This window comes from Enterobacter huaxiensis, from assembly GCF_003594935.2.
GTDB classification, from domain to species: Bacteria; Pseudomonadota; Gammaproteobacteria; order Enterobacterales; family Enterobacteriaceae; genus Enterobacter; species Enterobacter huaxiensis.
This window is the reverse complement of the sequence record NZ_CP043342.1, coordinates 2,689,071-2,706,908: the sequence shown is the minus strand read 5'-3', so window position 1 is coordinate 2,706,908 and position 17,838 is coordinate 2,689,071. Positions and strand designations below refer to the sequence as shown.

The following is a 17,838-nucleotide window of genomic DNA, read 5'->3' as shown; positions in this document are numbered from 1 at the left end:
ACATACTTACGGTATAGCACAGCACGCCGGGTCAGGCCAGCGTGCGGTATCGGTCAGGCAGGAACGGGAAGGGTGATGTTGTGATAAACGGGCCAGCTAAAGCAGAAGCGTGCGCCGCCGAGTTCGCTCTCCTCGCAGCGAACCGTACCGCCCATAGCCTGGGCGATGGAGTAAACAATGGCTAATCCCAAACCGCAGCCGCCCGTGGCGCGGTCGCGGCTGGGGTCCAGGCGCACAAACGGCTCGAAGACGGTTTCCCGCGCTTCCGGGGCAATGCCGGGGCCATCGTCCTCAACGGTCAGGCTGGCCCGGCTGCCCTGTAAATCTAAGCCAATGCGCAGCGTCGTTTCGCTGTAGCGCAGGGCGTTATTCGTCAGGTTATCCAGAACGCGCTCCATCAAACGCATATCCAGCGCGCCGTAGTCGCCGGGCGTAACGGCCGTTAACAGCGTGCGCTGCGGGTTTACGCTCTGCACGTCTTCAATATGGGTCTGCAGCCAGGCTGGCAGGTCCGGCGTGCTGAGGTGAAGCTCGTTTTGCGGGCGATCGAGGCGGGCATAGGTCAGCAGTTCTTCGATAAGCGCTTCCAGCTGGCCGATGTCCCGATTCAGCGCATGGTTCTCCGCCTCGGTGAGATTCTCGCTCATTTCCAGCCGATAGCGCAGGCGCACCAGCGGCGTTCGCAGTTCGTGAGCAATCCCGTCAATAAGCTGTTTTTTACTGGCAATCAGCGCATTGATGTTATCCGCCATCTGGTTAAAGGCGATGCCCAGGCGGTCAAAACCGGAGCCGCTGTCGAAATGTATACGCTCGGTCAGATGTCCGTCGCCAAAACGCTGGGCGGCGGATTCCAGTTTCAGCATGTCCTGCCAGTGTGGCCGCATCCAGATAAAGACCGGGAAAGCGAGTGAGACAGCGATAAACGCCAGCAGGCCGAGATCCAGCAGCCGCATTTGATGCAGATAATAAAGATAGGGCACCGGCCCGACGGCCAGGACATAATGGCTTCGCGGAATGCGCTGAATAAAGGTGTATTTCTCATCCAGCGCAACAATATCGCCATCACGCAGGCGCTGCTGGGTTGGGGCATCTAAATCGAAATCTTTCAGTGGCTCAATGCGCAAATCGAACGACAGATTCAGATCCAGCTCTTTTAACGTGCGCGCCCAGTCGTGCGGGGGAATTTCACGCAGCTCGCTGCGCATCAGGTAGAGCGAGCTTTTCATCAGGTCGTCCAGCGACTGTCGTCCCGCGCGTTCGGCGGTGAACTTATACACCAGCCCTACCAGCATGGTCATCACCAGGAAGCAGACAAACAGCAGGAGATAAAACTGTACAAACAGCTTTTTCATTGAAATTCACCACAAACAACGCATGCATCATTTCAGGGTTTTCACACCCAATCAGTATTCCTATAAAAGCAGGGTTTGCACCCGCTGACAACATCCACGGCTACCCTGCGTAACGCGCATCGCGTGGTATGTTTTTCTGAGTTATTGCGCTTCCCGTTCAAAAAATACTCTGACTCATTAAGATTTCTTATTGAATCAGAGTATGAGGTACTCAAGTTGATTTCACGAAATATTAATGGTTACGCTGTAATCCTATTATTAATGGGTTCGTGGTAAAGCCATGGGGACATTTACGCGCGTTGCAATATACGGAGTATGAACAGACTTCGGTTTCACTGTCTTTATTAAACGGGCAGGGCATCTTGTTTTTTATCTCGTCCCAAAGCGTCTCTCTGTAAGGCGACACGTTATAAAGCGATATAGGGCTAAATTCACCATTGATGTAAATACCGTTTTTCGTGGGATGTATTCTGTCGCCCGGCAATAAATAGATGTCGCTTTCATACCATATAATCAATCTGATTAATTTGAGTCCAACAATGCAGGAATAAACAATGCCTGTGTTTGGGCAGATCACAGAACTTAACACTCGCCATGCCATTACGCTTACCTCAGGTTAGGATCATAAGTCTGTAATTTTGTTTAGCACGACATTTCAAGTTGATCAATGTTGTAACTTATTGATATTGATCGTTATTTTTATTATTGCATTGATATTTCCTTTTATTTCAAGGATATAACCCGCACTTCCCGAAGCGCTTTTTTTGCATTTTTTCGGGCTCAAAACGTTCAGTGATTAAAATTTGATCGAGGCAGGTGTTTTATGAAGATGTACAATCGAGAGGATCTGCATGGGTTAGCATTGCCATTATCCTGAGAAAATTTATCGGAATGGCAATGCTGAGAATAATTAGATGGCGTCTCGTGGACGCTTTACTTTGGCAATCAGACTTTCGGTGATGAAAAGGCCTTCTGCGATGTTTTCATCTATAACAGAAATACCGAATGTATTAATTGATTCCAGGAGCGCTTCGTAGGTTTGGATCAATTCAAGAAGACTGAAAATAGCGTTTTGGTCATGTGGGGTGGGCAGCTTATGGCTGGCCATAGACTGATGGACGATCCATTCAAGATTGGTTTTGATGCTCTCTATATCATCGTAGCTATACATATGTCATGGGCTTAAATCCTCATATCAAGATTTTTGTGAGAAGAACGTCTGGCGCTTCGCAACGTCATACCGGTCGCTGCCTTGCGGCATTGATGATTAAGCAGAACTGGGGGTGGGCTGTAGAGACGGTTACGGTTTGACCACGTGACTACGAGCATGGCCTCGGAAGGTAGGCGCGAGGTATACAGGCTTAAGTATGGCACTTTTCGCTGTGTTAGCAAGAAAAGGCCTGCTTTAATTTCGTAAAGCGGGGGGGTAAGAGGAAAATTATTATTTGGCCATGAAAAAGTCGGGAGGCCTGCGCGGCACGAGCCGCTTTTTCATGAACCTGGCGCTCCCTTACGCAATTAAGTTTCCCAGGCATGGGGGGCAAACAGATAGCCCTTGTTACGCACGGTTTTAATGCGGTATGGCTCGGTGGCGCTATCGAGAAGCTTTTTGCGCAGACGCGAAATCGCTACGTCAACGCTTCTGTCCATTCCGTCATAGCTTACGCCGCGCAGGTTCTTCAGCAGCGCATCGCGGTCCATAATCTGCCCCGCATGGGTGGCCAGCTCCCACAGCAGGTCGAAGTCCGCCGTTGAAAGCGCGATAAGCTCACCGGAAAGCAGCACCTGCCGGTTAACCGGGTCGATGGAGAGGGTGCCAAAGCGCATCGCCTTATGGGGCATCAGCGACGGCGCAGGCGCTTCTCGCTCACTGCTGGCACGCTGGCGAAGGTGAAGGCGCAGACGCGCAAGCAGCACCGCCGGGGGCGTGGTTTTAAGGATGTAGTCGTTGGCGCCCATTTCCAGAGACAAAATATGGTTCATATCGCTGTCCAGCGAGGTCAGCAGTACGATGGGTCCATCCCACTGGGCGCGCAGGTCCCGGCATAGCGTCATACCGTCTTTGCCGGGCAGCATGATGTCGAGCAGCACCAAATCGGGGTTTTCGCGCGACACTACCTCCTCGGCGCGGTCGCCGCGAGGTTCAACAATGACGTCCATATCATGTTTACCCAGATAAGCGGCGATCAGTTGCCCCACTTCGGGTTCATCCTCTACATAAACAATCTTATTCATACAACGTCTGTTATCGCGAAAAAAGCCAACATACACCGCACAACCTTAACCTTCCATTAATCTTTCTCAATTAACGTCAGTTCCGTTATTCTGCTGCATATTGTTACTTGATTGTTATAGGAAAACACATGGGGCTGGTGATTAAAGCCGCGCTGGGAGCGCTGGTGGTGCTGTTGATTGGGATACTGGCGAAAACGAAAAATTACTACATTGCCGGGCTGATTCCACTCTTCCCGACGTTTGCGCTGATTGCACACTACATTGTGGCTTCTGAACGCGGTACCGAAGCGTTGCGCACAACGATTGTGTTTGGCATGTGGTCCATCATTCCCTATTTCCTCTACCTGCTGTCGCTGTGGTATTTCACCGGGTTCCTGCGTCTTCCCCTGGCGCTGGGCGGGGCGGTGGTCTGCTGGAGCCTCAGCGCATGGGTACTGATCTTCTTCTGGAGCCGGTTTCACTAGCGCAGCGGGCGTCCGCCGTCCACCGCGAAAGTTCTGCCGGTGACGTAACAGCTCGTCAACAGGTAATCGATCAGGTCGATCACCTCTTTTTCGCCAGGCGCGATTTTCATCAGTGATTTATTCAATGCCTTTTGGCGGTATTCGGCGTCATCGCCCTCGTTAAACAAAATCATCGCCGGGGCGATGGCGTTCACTTTGACTTCCGGTGCCAGCTTGCGGGCAAACGAGCGCGTCATATTATCCAGCGCCGCTTTGCTCGCGGCGTAGGCGATATGCTTATCGCTCCCGCGCTCCACCACGTAATCGGTGAAGTGAATAATATCGCCTGCGGCATGGCCGTGGCCGCGCAGCAGATCCTGCAGAGCATGGTTTAGCAGGTAGGGGGCATTAACGTGGATCTGCATCATGCAGGAGAGCGTGTCGCTGAGCGACGTGTCCGGCGTTTCTGCCTGCCAGGCGCTGGCATTGTGGATGATGGCGCGCAGCGCCGGGGTGGTGTTCTTCACCTTGTCCGCGAAGGCGAGAATACCGTCATCGGTTGAGAAATCTGCCTGAATACACACCGCTCCGGCTTTTTTCAGCCCCTCAATGGAGGGGTAATCGTTACGGTAGCTGACGATGACGGGCTGGTGAAGGTTAAGAAAGTGATGGGCGAGGGCAAGGCCGATGCGGCGGCCTGCGCCCGTAATCAGTATTGGTCGAAGCTGTGCGTGTCCCATCGTATTTTCCTTTTCAGTTCAACAATGGGACAGGCGGTGCTACCCCATTAACATCCACGTTGCCGGCACGGCGGCCACTAAAAGCAACCCAATTAATACCATCTCACGGCGCTTTAGCGCGTTGTCCAGCTGATGCGTGCGGCGGGCATAGATAAACACCAGCAGGCCCGGAGCATACAGCACCACCGACAGCAGCAGGTGCATAGGCCCGGAAGCATACAACAACCACAGGCCGTAAATACAGGCCCCAACCCCTACAGCATAGTGCGCCGGACGGGTTGCGAGCTTTAACAAATACGCACCCACCAGGAAATAGGGTACCAGAATCATTTCGGAGGCGATGGTCAGCAGGGTGTTATAGTCCGAACCTGTGAGCCAGATCAGCACCAGGCACACCTGTACGCTGATGTTGGTGAGCCACAGTGACGCGGACGGCGCATTATTTTTGTTCTGACGGGCAAAAAGGCGCGGGAAGGCTTTGTGCGTGGCGGCCAGGAACGGCACCTCAGCGGCCATTATTGTCCAGCTCAGGTAAGCGCCACAGACGGATACGATCAGCCCCGCAGCGATAACCACATCCCCCCAGGGGCCGAGCATTTTTACCATCAGCCCGGCCATCGACGGGTTACGCATTTCCGCCAGTTCAGGGCGCGCAACCACGCCCAGCGACAGCAGCGTCACCAGCAGGTAAACACCCAGTGCCGCCAGCACGGCCAGCAGCGTAGCGCGGCCAACGTCGCGCTTGTTGCGCGCGCGCGCCGAAACCACAACGGCGCCTTCTACGCCGATGAACACCCAAAGGGTGATCAGCATGGTATTTTTTACCTGCTCCCAGACGGGAACGCCCAGCGCGAGGCCGGTGAAATCGAGCGTAAATACGTCGAGGCGGAAGGCGATAAACGCCAGCACGACAAACAGGCCAAGGGGAACCAGTTTAGCCAGCGTCGCCACGAGGTTAATACTGGCGGCGGTTTGCACGCCGCGCAGGACCAGCCAGTGCACAAACCACAGCAGCACGGAGGCACCGATGATGGACTGCCAGGTGTTGCCGTCACCAAAGAGGCGCAGTTCAGGCGTATCGGTAAAGAAACTGAGCGCAGAGAAGACGATCACCAGATAAGAGACATTGGCGATCACCGCGCACAGCCAGTAGCCCCACGCCGAGCAGAAGCCGATTAACTCCCCGAAGCCTTCACGGGCATAGGTGAATATTCCGCCGTCTAGATCCGGGCGAATGCGGGTCAACAGCAGCATGGCGAACGCCAGCAGCAGTATTCCGGCCCCGGTAATGCCCCAGCCAATCAGCAATGCAGCAGGGCTTGCGACTGCCGCCATATTCTGCGGCAAACTGAATACGCCCGCGCCCAGCATTGAGCTCAAAACAAGTGCAGTTAAAGCACTCAGGCCAAGTTTCTTTTCCATTGGCTTCCTGTTATGAAAGGTCCAAATCCAGAATAATTATTTCGCTACGGCGCATAAAAATGGTGGATCACACTAAGGCGCGGGATTTTACGGAGTGTAAGGAAAGCATGCAATGATGTGTGGCAGAAATTAGAAAAAAAGTAACAAAAAAGGCGGCATTGCGCCGCCTTTTACAAACTGTTTTGTTACTTGTACAGGTCGGCGCTGATGGTCACGTTGTTACCACGTTCCTGCCACTGGCGGGTGATGTGGTAATACTTAGCCCCTTTCTTCGCCGCACGTTTGGCGACCTGGTAAGAGACTTCCGTCATGTTGCCGTAGTTGCCGGTAAATTTGACGCTATCGAACGGCACCATCTGCGCAGCAGTGGTTTTGTTCAGCTCTTCAATTTTGGTACCGTCCGGCAGCGTCACGGTGTAACGGCCACCTTTGGTAGACTGCGTTTCGAAGAAACGGCCGACCTCTGCGCTTGGTGCAGCAGTGGTCGCCACGCCCGGAATTTCAACTTTCTTCGCTTCTTCACCGCCTTTCGCTATCGCTGCACGACCCGCTTCGGAATCCGCCGGGATAGCATCAGGGCTCTGCAGAACGCGTTTTTTCGCATCTTCTTTATAGATAAACGCGGTAATACGCTGGTTGCCGCCCTGGTTGGCATCGACCTGGCGCACGATAAAGAAGGAGTAAGCCCCTTTCTCTTTCGCGGCTTTGGTGATGGCATCGTTAACTTCAGGCTGGCTGCGGTAGAAGCCCTGCACGGTCACGGTGTCGTAAGGTTCCAGCTCAACCGCCTGATCTTTTGGCAATTCAATCACGCCGTTAATCACGCGGTTTTTCGGCGCGTCAGCCTTAGGTGCATTGTCTTTATACAGCGCAATGGTGACGCGCTGGTTGCCGCTGTTGCCCTGATCGGACTGGTCAACAACATAAAACGAGGCAGCGCCGTTTTTATCGGCGGCTTTTGATGCCGCGGTAACGGCATCGCCAATGGAGTTATAACGACCCACAATGACCGTATGGTCAAAAGGTTTTAACCCTGCCGCTTGCTCCGGCGTTAATTCTGTCGCGGCATTCGCAGACAGGGCGGTCGCGGAAAGAAGTGCGGACGCCAGGAGTGTGTTCTTAAGCTTCATAAAAATAATCCTTCGCCTTGCGCAAACCATGTACTGGTATTGTTGTTAATTTGAGACGGTCCCGATTATGGCATTTAAAACCCGTCGCTGTCTGCGCCATTTTTCACAGCCCGTGCTTGATGAATGACCTGATTCGATAACATTTAGTGATATGTTGAAAAAACAGGCGTTTGACAAGCAAAACTGATAAAGCTTATGACTTTTACAAGTTAATTTAATGTTAATAACTTGATCTCTTATGGCGCTATATCATGTTTTTACCGCTTCGCTTGCGCGATTTATCGGTCTCGGCGATGAATTTAAGGTAAATATCGCTGTCAGCGACGCCGATCGCTTATTTTTCACAGATAAAGTAAGAAATAGTGTTTTCTGGCGGTAGATCGCGGGCGCTATTTTCAGTAGGTTATAGAAAGTTTGTTACTGTTTTATTTTCCGGGGTTAATCCTTCGTCGCCGGGAGCAGAATGGCGAAAGGGGAGCCTGACCGCGGGCAATTATCGACAAACCATCATCAATAACCGATGGAAGGGAAAACTATGCGTATTGGGGTACCAAAAGAACGGTTTGCCAATGAAACCCGCGTAGCGGCAACACCGAAAACGGTGGAGCAACTGCTTAAGCTGGGTTTTACCGTCGCGGTTGAAAGCGGCGCGGGCAAACTGGCGAGTTTCGACGACGAGGCCTTTATTCAGGCTGGCGCGGAGGTGGTGGACGGCGCCGAAGTCTGGCAGTCACCGATCATTCTGAAGGTGAACGCGCCGGAAGAGAGCGAAATTGCGCTGCTGAATGCGGGCACGACGCTGGTGAGCTTTGTCTGGCCAGCCCAGAATCCAGAGCTGATGGAGAAGCTGGCGGCACGCGGCGTCACCGTGATGGCGATGGACTCCGTGCCGCGTATATCGCGCGCCCAGTCTCTCGATGCGTTGAGCTCGATGGCCAACATCGCGGGCTACCGCGCTATCGTTGAAGCCGCACACGAGTTTGGCCGCTTCTTTACCGGTCAAATCACCGCGGCGGGCAAAGTGCCACCGGCGAAAGTGATGGTGATTGGTGCGGGTGTGGCAGGTCTTGCGGCGATTGGTGCGGCAAACAGCCTGGGGGCCATCGTCCGTGCCTTTGATACCCGCCCGGAAGTGAAGGAGCAGGTACAGAGTATGGGCGCCGAATTCCTTGAACTGGACTTCAAGGAAGACGCGGGCAGCGGTGATGGTTACGCGAAGGTGATGTCCGAAGCCTTTATCAAAGCCGAAATGGCGCTCTTTGCCGCACAGGCGAAAGAGGTCGACATTATCGTTACTACGGCGTTAATCCCGGGTAAACCCGCGCCGAAGCTGATCACTCGTGAGATGGTTGACTCCATGAACCCGGGCAGCGTGATTGTGGATCTGGCCGCGCAAAACGGCGGTAACTGCGAATATACCGTGCCGAACCAGGTCACCACGACCGCCAACGGCGTGAAGGTGATTGGCTATACCGACCTGCCGGGTCGTCTGCCAACGCAGTCCTCCCAGCTGTACGGTACTAACCTCGTTAACCTGCTGAAGCTGCTCTGCAAAGAGAAAGACGGCAACATCACCGTTGATTTTGACGACGTAGTGGTGCGTGGCGTAACGGTGGTGCGTGAGGGTGAAATCACCTGGCCTGCGCCGCCTATTCAAGTCTCCGCTCAGCCTCAGGCTGCACCGAAAGCTGCACCTGCGCCGAAAGAGCCGGCTCAGCCTGCCTCTCCGTGGCGTAAATACGCCATCATGGCGCTGGTCATTATCCTGTTTGGCTGGCTGGCAGACGTTGCTCCGAAAGAGTTCCTCGGCCACTTCACCGTCTTCGCGCTCTCCTGCGTGGTGGGTTACTACGTGGTATGGAACGTGTCCCATGCGCTGCATACGCCGTTGATGTCGGTCACGAACGCCATTTCCGGGATTATTGTGGTTGGGGCGTTACTGCAAATCGGTCACGGCGGCTGGGTGAGTTTCCTGAGCTTTATCGCGGTGCTGATCGCCAGTATCAATATTTTCGGTGGTTTCACCGTGACTCAGCGCATGCTGAAAATGTTTCGTAAAGGCTAAGGGGTAGCATATGTCTGGAGGATTAGTTACAGCCGCATACATTGTTGCTGCGATCCTGTTTATTTTCAGTCTGGCGGGGCTTTCCAAACACGAAACGTCTCAGCAGGGAAATAACTTTGGTATCGCCGGGATGGCGATTGCGCTGATTGCCACCATTTTCGGGCCGGATACCGGCAACGTAGCGTGGATCCTGGTGGCGATGATCATCGGTGGAGCGATTGGCATTCGTCTGGCGAAACGCGTTGAAATGACCGAGATGCCGGAGCTGGTAGCGATCCTGCACAGCTTCGTGGGTCTGGCGGCGGTGCTGGTGGGCTTCAACAGCTACCTGTACCACGAACCGGGTCTGGAACCGATCCTGGTGAATATTCACCTGACGGAAGTGTTCCTCGGCATCTTCATCGGTGCGGTGACCTTTACCGGGTCGATTGTGGCGTTCGGCAAGCTGCGCGGGAAGATCTCCTCTAAGCCGCTGATGCTGCCAAACCGTCACAAGATGAACCTGGCCGCGCTGGTGGTCTCTTTTGTGCTGCTGGTTGTGTTCGTTCGTACCGAAAGCGTGGGCTTGCAGGTGCTGGCGCTGCTGGTGATGACCATCATTGCGCTGGCGTTTGGCTGGCACCTGGTGGCCTCCATCGGCGGTGCGGATATGCCGGTCGTGGTGTCAATGCTGAACTCCTACTCCGGTTGGGCGGCAGCGGCGGCAGGCTTTATGCTGAGCAACGACCTGCTGATCGTGACCGGTGCGCTGGTCGGTTCTTCCGGTGCGATCCTGTCTTACATCATGTGTAAGGCGATGAACCGTTCCTTCTTCAGCGTTATTGCCGGTGGCTTTGGTACGGATGGGGCCTCTTCCAGCAGTGATGAAGAAGTGGGTGAGCACCGTGAAATCACCGCGGAAGAGACCGCTGAGATGCTGAAAAACTCGCACACGGTCATCATCACCCCAGGCTACGGCATGGCGGTGGCCCAGGCGCAGTATCCGGTGGCGGAAATTACCGAGAAGCTGCGCGCGCGTGGTATCAAGGTACGCTTCGGCATTCACCCGGTTGCCGGTCGTCTGCCTGGTCACATGAACGTTCTGCTGGCGGAAGCGAAAGTGCCTTACGACATCGTGCTGGAAATGGATGAAATCAACGATGATTTCTCCGATACCGACACCGTGCTGGTCATCGGTGCCAACGACACCGTGAACCCGGCGGCGCAGGACGATCCTGGCAGCCCAATCGCGGGCATGCCGGTTCTGGAAGTGTGGAAGGCGCAGAACGTGATTGTCTTCAAGCGCTCCATGAATACCGGTTATGCAGGCGTTCAGAACCCGCTGTTCTTTAAAGAGAACACCCACATGCTGTTTGGCGATGCCAAAGCCAGCGTGGATGCAATTCTGAAAGCGCTGTAAGTTGCGTTGAAACGAAAAAACCGCCGAATCCGGCGGTTTTTTTATTGCCGGGTGGCGCTGACGCTTACCCGGCCTACGATTTTGTAGGCCCGGCAAGCCTGCGCCGCCGGGCGTTGGGGGTTAATCGTCTTCCGGATCGTCCAGCTCAACCGGCGTCTGGTATTCATCCGGCTTGATGACCAGCAGGTCACAGCGCAGATGATCAATCACCTGTTCGGCAGTATTTCCCAGGAACGCGGCAGAAATACCGGTGCGCCCAATGGTGCCCAGTACCACAATCCCGGCCTGCAGATGTTCGGCCAAATCCGGGATCACCTCTTCAGGCAGCCCTTTTTCAACGTGGGTCATTTTCTCATCGATGCTGAATTTCTGGCGCAGGGCCTTCATCGCCAGCAGGTGCTGACCGCGGATGGCGTCGTTATAAACGCTCGGGTCAAATTCCGGCAGTTCGATGGCAATATTGATCGGGGTTACGGGATAGGCGCCAACCAGGTGTACTTCCGTATGGTTTACCTGCTCAGCGAGGTGCAGCGTCTCTTTCACCAGCTTTTCGTTCAGAGAATTGTGATAATCCTCTTCACTCGCCAGGTTCACCGCCACGACGGCCTTGCCGCCTTCCGGCCACGGCTGGTCTTTCACCATCCATACCGGACACGGACATTTACGCAGAAGATGCCAGTCGGTAGGGGTGAAGATCACCGACTCCAGCTTGTCGTGCTGGTGCGCCATTTTCAACAGCAGATCGTGCCCACCGGCGATAACTTCCTGAATAATGGCTTCAAAAGGACGATTGTGCCAGACCACTTTAATATCGATTGGAATGCCGGCTTCCAGGTAAAATTTTGCCTGTTCGCGGATCCACGCAGTGCGCTGGCCGATCACTCCCTGACGCATTGCGGTACGCTCGTCAGGCGACAGAAGGGTGGTCATCTCATACGAGAAGTCATAGATCGGCAAAAACGCTTTGATTTTGCCACCAATCCGTTGATGTAAATACACAGCACGTCGTAATGCTGGCTGATCGTCCTGATTAGGATCGATAGCCACCAGCATGTTTTGATACTTTGCCATACAGGTCTCCTTACTACTGTCACCACAGTCTGTAAGTAAAAGAGTAACCTATATATGTTGAATGAAACAGGGGGGAAGTTTTTGCCAGATCAATAAATAACTAAAATTTATCGATCTGGCATCGGTAATACGCAGGTTTTATGCAACGTTGCGGGCGTGTCCGGCAAGCACCGCCAGCGCCTCACCGTTTTCGATGGTGATATATTTCCCTTTCACCGCCAGCATGCCGCTTTTCTGGAAACGCCCCAGCAGACGGCTGATGGTCTCAACGGTCAGGCCCAGATAGTTACCGATATCGCCGCGCGTCATGGTCAGACGGAACTCACGCGGGGAGAAACCACGCTCCGCGAAACGGCGGGAGAGGTTATAAATAAATGCGGCCAGGCGCTCTTCTGCATTCTTCTTGGACAGCAGCAGGATCATGTCCTGATCGCCTTTGATCTCACCGCTCATCAGACGCATCATCTGCTGGCGCAGGTTTGGCATCTTCCCGGACAGGTCGTCCAGCGTTTCGAACGGAATTTCGCAGACCATTGAGGTTTCCAGCGCCTGAGCAAAGCTCGGGTGGTGGCCCGTACCGATGGCATCAAAGCCCACGAGATCGCCTGCCAGATGGAAGCCGGTGATCTGCTCATCGCCCTGTTCGGTGATGGTGTAGCTTTTGATGGTGCCAGAACGGATAGCATAGAGCGACTTCAGTTCGTCTCCCGCTTTAAACAGCGTCTGTCCTTTCTGAATAGGCTTTTTACGCTCGATGATATTATCAAGCTGATCGAGTTCATGCTCGTTCAGCGTGAACGGGATACAGAGCTGGCTAATGCTGCAATCCTGACAATGGATTGCACAACCGCCAGACTGAATGCGTCGTATAATTCGCTTTTCCGGGATCATAGGTCTGCTCAAGCCTTAATTGATATTGGTCAATTTTAACATCTTTTTGGCAAGTTCGTAAGCCTGGCATACGACCATTAGAGACAAGTGGCGACATCATGTCGCCATCTTCTTGAAATTCCACAGCTTGAATATGGATTTTTAGCCTAACCGGTAGAAAATTAAGCACTAAAAGCCTGGGATTTAGAGCAGGAGATAGCCTTCGTGGCGCAGTAACCACTCCTTGCGCGTCACCCCACCGGCATACCCGGTCATGGTGCCGTTACGTCCTATAACGCGATGGCATGGAACGACAATGCTGACGGGATTTGACCCGTTTGCGGCACCTACCGCGCGCGCCGCACCGGCGCGGCCAAGCTGTTCTGCAAGCTGGCCGTAGTGCATCACGTGGCCGCAGGGAATGCTGCGCAACGCCTGCCAAACCTCACGCTGGAACGGCGTTCCCGCCGTGGCGGTTGGCAGGTCATTAATAATGCTGAGATCGCCTTCGAAGTAGGCCGCCAGTTTATCGCTCAGTCCGCCCGGATTCGTGGCGCTGACGCGTTCAAACCCCTGTGCGCGATAGTGGATAGTGAGCAGCTCTTCCATGCGGTCGCTGTGCTCTTCCCACTCAACGGCGCGCAGGTTGTACTGCTCATCCGCGATAACCCACAGTGGCCCAAGCGGCGTTGTAATTTTATCTTCGAGTAATCTCAGCATCCTCAGTCCTTAATTCAGCCTCGGGTAAATCCCCGGCCCAATCGGCAGACCGACAAGATACCATGCCACCAGCATGAGCAACCATACCCCTAAAAAGATAAGCGGATAGGGCAGGACCAGCGAATAGTAGGTACCCAGTTTGGCGTCTGGCCTGTAGCGCTGCAGAAAGCCTAAAAACAGCGGAACGAACGGGGAGACGGGCGCCAGCGGGATCACCGACGAGTCGGCCACGCGGAACAGGATTTGGGCAAACGCCGGATGGAACCCAAGCATCATAAACATCGGCACAAATATCGGTGCCAGAATCGACCAGATAGCCGATCCGCTGGCAATAAACATGCACAGCAGGGAAGACAGCAGCGCCAGCCCGACAAACGCCGGCACGCCGCTTAATCCCGCTGCCTCCAGCGCATCGGTCAGGCCCACGGCCATAAACTTGCCCATGTTGCTCCAGTTAAACATGGCGACGAACTGCGCCAGCGGGAACACCATCACGATAAACCCGGCCATCTCTTTCATCGGTTCGATCATCAGCTGCGGCAGATCGCCCTGGCGGCGGATTTTGCCCGTGGCGATGCCGTACGCGAGCGAAACGACAAAGAAGAAGAGGATAATCAGCGGCACAATGCCCTGAATAAACGGCGAGGGCAGAACGGTATGTTTCACCGGATCGCGCAGCACGCCGTTTTCCGGCACCACCATCAGCGCCACCGCGGCAATAAAGGCCAGCGAAACGATCCCGGCAACGCGCAGACCAAAACGCTGTTCTTTACTCAGCGTCTCCAGCTGTTCATCGCTGCGGCCTTCCCATTCACCCAGGCGCGGTTCGACGATCTTATCGGTGATCAGGCCGCCGACAATCGTTAGCACAACCACCGAGCTGGCCATAAAATACCAGTTGTCGATCACGCTGACGTGCATCGCGGCGTCGATGGTTTTTGCCGCCTCGGTGCTGATGCCGGAAAGCAGAACATCCGTCGTCACAATCAGCAGGTTCGCGGTGAAGCCACAGCCCACGCCGGCAATGGCGGACAGCAGTCCCGCCACGGGATGGCGCCCGACGGCGAGAAAAATCAACGCCCCCATCGGCGGCATGATCACCAGCGCGGCATCGGACGAGATGTGGCTAAAGAAGGCGATAAACAGCACCATATAGCTGGCGTAACGCGCGCTCACGTGGGAGGCCATCTTCACCATCAGCGCGGGCAGCAGGCCAACGCGTTCAGCCAGCCCGGCCCCCAGCACCAGCGCCAGAATGGCCCCCAGCGGGGCGAAGCCGCTGAAGTTTTTAATCACGTTCGGTAAAAACCAGTGCAGGCCCTCAACGCTGAGCAGGTTTTTCACCGCCACCAGGCTGCCGTCGGCGGGGCTGCGCACGCTCACGTCGAAGGCAGACAGCACGGCGGTGGCGACCATCAAAATCACAATCAAATAGATAAAAAGCAGGAAAGGGTGCGGCACTTTGTTGCCGATCCTTTCAACCCAGCCATAGAGCTTACCGGATGGGGAATGCGAAGGTATGGATGACATACTCATGGGCGTTCCTCGGGACTGTTGTGTTGTTGTGTTATGTTTTTTTATTTTAATGGTGACGGTGTCACGTCCTGCGGGATCGGACACGCGTACGGTTTTTCTGTTATCTGTTGTTCAAACTCTTCACGGCATTTACGCAGTAAATCTGCATCCTGAAGCAGATTTAGCGCGGTTGCGCCCATGACTTTTCCGGCCAGCAGCATGCCTTTATGGGCAATGGACGTGCGTCCCTGGGCGACAAGCTGCCAGGTATGCAGCGGCGTGCCGACGGTAAAGCAGGGGCTGAAGCACTGGGCGACGGGCACCTTCCAGCTGACGTCGCCCACGTCGGTTGAGCCTGCCAGCACGTTATCGGTGATGGCGTAAGGCGCGACCTCATCCACCAGCAGCGTCTCCTGATGACGGCGGGCGAAGGCCTTCCCTTGCTCTGCGCCCGTCGCTGCGATGTTTTTCAGGCTGTTTTGCAGATCGTTAGGCGTCAGCGTCGCGCGGATCTGGCACGCAAAGTCGCGTTCTTCCTCCGTCCAGGCCGGCGTGCCGTAGTGCTGAAGTGCACTGTACATCGCCGCTTCAAGGGTGCGGTTGGGCAGATAGCTTGAGCAGGCTTTATCAAAGCGGCACTCGACGGTAGTTTCGGTCATCATCGCCGCGCCCTGGGCGATTTTCTCGATGCGCGCGTAGATCTGCCGTGCGTCGGCCATTTCCGGGGCGCGTATCAGATACAGCACTTCGGCCTGCGCCTGCACCACGTTGGGTGAGATGCCGCCGGTATCGGTAATGGCATAGTGGACGCGGGCTTTCTCAATAATGTGCTCGTTGAGGAAGTTGGTGCCGGTCGTCATCAGGGTCACGGCATCCAGCGCGCTGCGCCCGAGGTGCGGAGAGTTTGCCGCGTGGGCCGCGGTGCCCTTAAAACGCCAGGCAGCCTGAATGTTGGCCAGCGTGCTGACGTTAAACATGCCGGCAAAGGCTTCCGGGTGCCAGGTCACGGCGGCATCGACGTCGTCGAACAGGCCTTCGCGGACCATATAGGTCTTACCGGAACCGCCTTCTTCACCGGGGCAGCCGTAAAAACGTACCGTCCCGCTGCCGCCGCGTTGTTCCAGCCAGCTTTTCACCGCGACCGCACCTGCAAGCGCCGCGGTGCCTAACAGGTTGTGCCCGCAGCCGTGGCCGTTGGCGCCCGGCGTAGCGGATTGTTCGATCGCGCAGTGTGCCTGCTGGCTTAATCCTGCCAGCGCGTCGTATTCGCCGAGCAGGGCGATAACCGGTTTCCCGCTGCCGAAGCTGGCGATAAAGGCGTTTGGAATGCCTCCGGCTTCGCGCGTCAGGGCAAAACCTTCTGCCTCCAGCGCGCTGGCGAGCCGTTCGGCTGACCAGAACTCTTCAAAACGCGTTTCAGGATGATCCCAAATCTCATCGGCAATATCGGTTAACGTCCGACATCGCGTCTCTATCGCATCGGCAATAAAAGCGTAGTTCTCCTGCATTACACACCTCGTGTCCACGGGAAGTTGAGCGCGGTCCGCGCCAGCGTTTCGATAGCGACGTTCATGACCTGCTCGTCGAAGTCGAATTTTTCATTGTGATGCCCGGCGCTGAGTTCGGTACCAAACACCATATAGGAAGCCATGCCGCCGTTCTGCTGCACGCGGGCCATCATCAGCGTGGCATCTTCGGATCCCGCCGGCGCTTTAACCTTATCAATGGCGTGCATAACGCCAGGCACCCGGCTTGCCTGCTCGCGCAGATAATCTACCCAGGCAGGCGTAGGGGCGCTGGACGTGGCTGCGCCCATCAGACGCATTTCTGCCGTCACGCCGTAGAGCGCTGCCGCACCGGAAATCACGGATTGCGCGCGATCGAAGACGTACTGGTTGATGGCTTCACTTTCGCCGCGGGTTTCCACTTTTAGCAGGGCGTTAGCCGGAACCACGTTGCGCCCGCTGCCGGCCTGCATGACGCCGACGTTGACGCGTGATGCCCCTTCGCTGTGCGGCGCAATGCTATGCAGCGCGAGCGCGGCCTGCGCGGCAGCGAGCAGGGCGTTACGACCCTCCTCCGGCTTACCGCCTGCGTGTGCGGCAACGCCGGTAAACTGCACGTCGAATTTGGTGGTGGCCATAAAATTATCGCTGCCGCAGATCGCCGTCCCGGCGGGAACCCCTGTACCGATGTGAATGGCGGTGAAATAGTCCACGCCGTCCAGCGCGCCCGCTGCCACCATCGCCCGCGCGCCGCGCGTGCCTTCTTCGGCGGGCTGGAAGATGAGCCTGATGGTGCCGTTCAGCTGCGCCTCATTTTGTTTCAGCACATGGGCCAGCCCCAGGCCGATGGTGGTGTGGCCGTCATGACCGCAGGCGTGCATCATCCCAGGGTTGCAGGAGGCAAACCCCTCGCGGAACGGGCGATGGCTGTTGTCGAGCGCTTCGCTTAAATCAAGCGCATCCATGTCCACGCGAAACGCCAGCGTGGGGCCCGGGCGCCCGGTGTTGAGCGTGGCAACAATGCCGGTAAATCCGCCTTCAAAAGGTGCGAGCCATTTCTCAGGCGCACCCTGCGCGCGGGCGCGGGAAAATTCTTTTGCCAGCGTTGCCTCATCCGGCAATCCCATGCGGCTTTCGGCGTCCACCACGTCGCGGCCCATCGCCAGCTCATAGCCCAGGTGGTCTAAGATTTCTGCGACTTTCGCTGCGGTACGAAACTCTACCCAGCCGGATTCGGCGAAATGGTGAAAATCACGACGCCATGCGGTCAGTTTCGGGGTTAACGTCTGAATGTGTTGCGCCAGTAAATCCATATCTCTTCCTGTCATCATTAAAATATGTGAACTGCTTCACGCTGTGATAGTTTTTACT

16 protein-coding genes are annotated in these 17,838 nt (G+C 55.4%); 3 read left to right on the top strand and 13 right to left on the bottom strand.

What is annotated here, in order from left to right:
- Positions 1-53: 53 nt before the first annotated feature.
- From rstB to rstA, 4 genes are all read right to left on the bottom strand, one after another.
- Positions 54-1,352 (bottom strand): two-component system sensor histidine kinase RstB, encoded by a 1,299-nt coding sequence (gene rstB, locus D5067_RS12905; RefSeq protein WP_119934469.1) that lies wholly within the window; start codon positions 1,350-1,352, stop codon positions 54-56.
- A 232-nt stretch (positions 1,353-1,584) separates the two neighbouring features.
- Positions 1,585-1,953, bottom strand: a complete 369-nt coding sequence (gene iraM, locus D5067_RS12900) for an anti-adapter protein IraM (RefSeq protein ID WP_119934468.1) — start codon at positions 1,951-1,953, stop codon at positions 1,585-1,587.
- 309 nt (positions 1,954-2,262) lie between these two features.
- Entirely contained in the window at positions 2,263-2,523 is a 261-nt protein-coding gene (locus tag D5067_RS12895) for a hypothetical protein (RefSeq protein ID WP_119934467.1), read from the bottom strand.
- Between the two features lie 347 nt (positions 2,524-2,870).
- Positions 2,871-3,587, bottom strand: coding sequence for a two-component system response regulator RstA (gene rstA, locus D5067_RS12890; RefSeq protein WP_119934466.1), 717 nt, complete (start codon positions 3,585-3,587; stop codon positions 2,871-2,873).
- 128 nt (positions 3,588-3,715) lie between these two features.
- Between rstA and D5067_RS12885 the strand changes: the two genes are divergently transcribed.
- Positions 3,716-4,051 (top strand): GlpM family protein, encoded by a 336-nt coding sequence (locus tag D5067_RS12885; RefSeq protein ID WP_014070008.1) that lies wholly within the window; start codon positions 3,716-3,718, stop codon positions 4,049-4,051.
- Here the strand turns inward: D5067_RS12885 and folM are convergent.
- The 3 genes from folM to ydgH all read right to left on the bottom strand — a co-directional run bounded on the left by folM (position 4,048) and on the right by ydgH (position 7,322).
- Positions 4,048-4,770: a dihydromonapterin reductase gene (folM, locus tag D5067_RS12880; protein ID WP_119934465.1), complete on the bottom strand. Its 723-nt coding sequence runs from the start codon at positions 4,768-4,770 to the stop codon at positions 4,048-4,050. The genes D5067_RS12885 and folM overlap by 4 nt on opposite strands.
- Positions 4,771-4,809: 39 nt before the next feature.
- Positions 4,810-6,192 (bottom strand): amino acid permease, encoded by a 1,383-nt coding sequence (locus tag D5067_RS12875; protein WP_119934464.1) that lies wholly within the window; start codon positions 6,190-6,192, stop codon positions 4,810-4,812.
- Between the two features lie 185 nt (positions 6,193-6,377).
- Complete coding sequence (gene ydgH, locus D5067_RS12870; RefSeq protein ID WP_119934463.1) at positions 6,378-7,322, bottom strand: DUF1471 family protein YdgH; 945 nt, start codon at positions 7,320-7,322, stop codon at positions 6,378-6,380.
- Between the two features lie 535 nt (positions 7,323-7,857).
- On the opposite strand from ydgH, the gene pntA reads away from it, so the two are divergent.
- Together pntA and pntB are read left to right on the top strand one after the other, a co-directional pair.
- Entirely contained in the window at positions 7,858-9,387 is a 1,530-nt protein-coding gene (gene pntA, locus D5067_RS12865; RefSeq protein ID WP_119934462.1) for a Re/Si-specific NAD(P)(+) transhydrogenase subunit alpha, read from the top strand.
- 10 nt (positions 9,388-9,397) lie between these two features.
- A complete protein-coding gene (pntB, locus tag D5067_RS12860; protein ID WP_119934461.1) occupies positions 9,398-10,786 on the top strand; it encodes a Re/Si-specific NAD(P)(+) transhydrogenase subunit beta in 1,389 nt (462 codons plus the stop codon).
- A gap of 120 nt (positions 10,787-10,906) precedes the next feature.
- On the opposite strand, the gene uspE is transcribed toward pntB, so the two are convergent.
- The 6 genes from uspE to D5067_RS12830 all read right to left on the bottom strand — a co-directional run bounded on the left by uspE (position 10,907) and on the right by D5067_RS12830 (position 17,780).
- The gene (gene uspE / locus D5067_RS12855; protein WP_119934460.1) at positions 10,907-11,857 is read right to left on the bottom strand and encodes a universal stress protein UspE; all 951 of its coding nucleotides are present in this window, start codon (positions 11,855-11,857) and stop codon (positions 10,907-10,909) included.
- Positions 11,858-11,995: 138 nt separating this feature from the next.
- Positions 11,996-12,748, bottom strand: coding sequence for a fumarate/nitrate reduction transcriptional regulator Fnr (gene fnr, locus D5067_RS12850; RefSeq protein ID WP_006174991.1), 753 nt, complete (start codon positions 12,746-12,748; stop codon positions 11,996-11,998).
- A 183-nt stretch (positions 12,749-12,931) separates the two neighbouring features.
- On the bottom strand, positions 12,932-13,447 hold the full coding sequence (gene ogt / locus D5067_RS12845) for a methylated-DNA--[protein]-cysteine S-methyltransferase (protein ID WP_119934459.1): 516 nt from the start codon (positions 13,445-13,447) through the stop codon (positions 12,932-12,934).
- A 9-nt stretch (positions 13,448-13,456) separates the two neighbouring features.
- On the bottom strand, positions 13,457-14,983 hold the full coding sequence (gene abgT / locus D5067_RS12840) for a p-aminobenzoyl-glutamate transporter (protein ID WP_119934458.1): 1,527 nt from the start codon (positions 14,981-14,983) through the stop codon (positions 13,457-13,459).
- A gap of 41 nt (positions 14,984-15,024) precedes the next feature.
- Complete coding sequence (locus D5067_RS12835) at positions 15,025-16,470, bottom strand: M20 family metallopeptidase (protein ID WP_119934457.1); 1,446 nt, start codon at positions 16,468-16,470, stop codon at positions 15,025-15,027.
- Positions 16,470-17,780 (bottom strand): M20 family metallo-hydrolase, encoded by a 1,311-nt coding sequence (locus D5067_RS12830; RefSeq protein WP_119934456.1) that lies wholly within the window; start codon positions 17,778-17,780, stop codon positions 16,470-16,472. The genes D5067_RS12835 and D5067_RS12830 overlap by 1 nt, the downstream gene beginning before the upstream one ends.
- Positions 17,781-17,838: the final 58 nt, after the last annotated feature.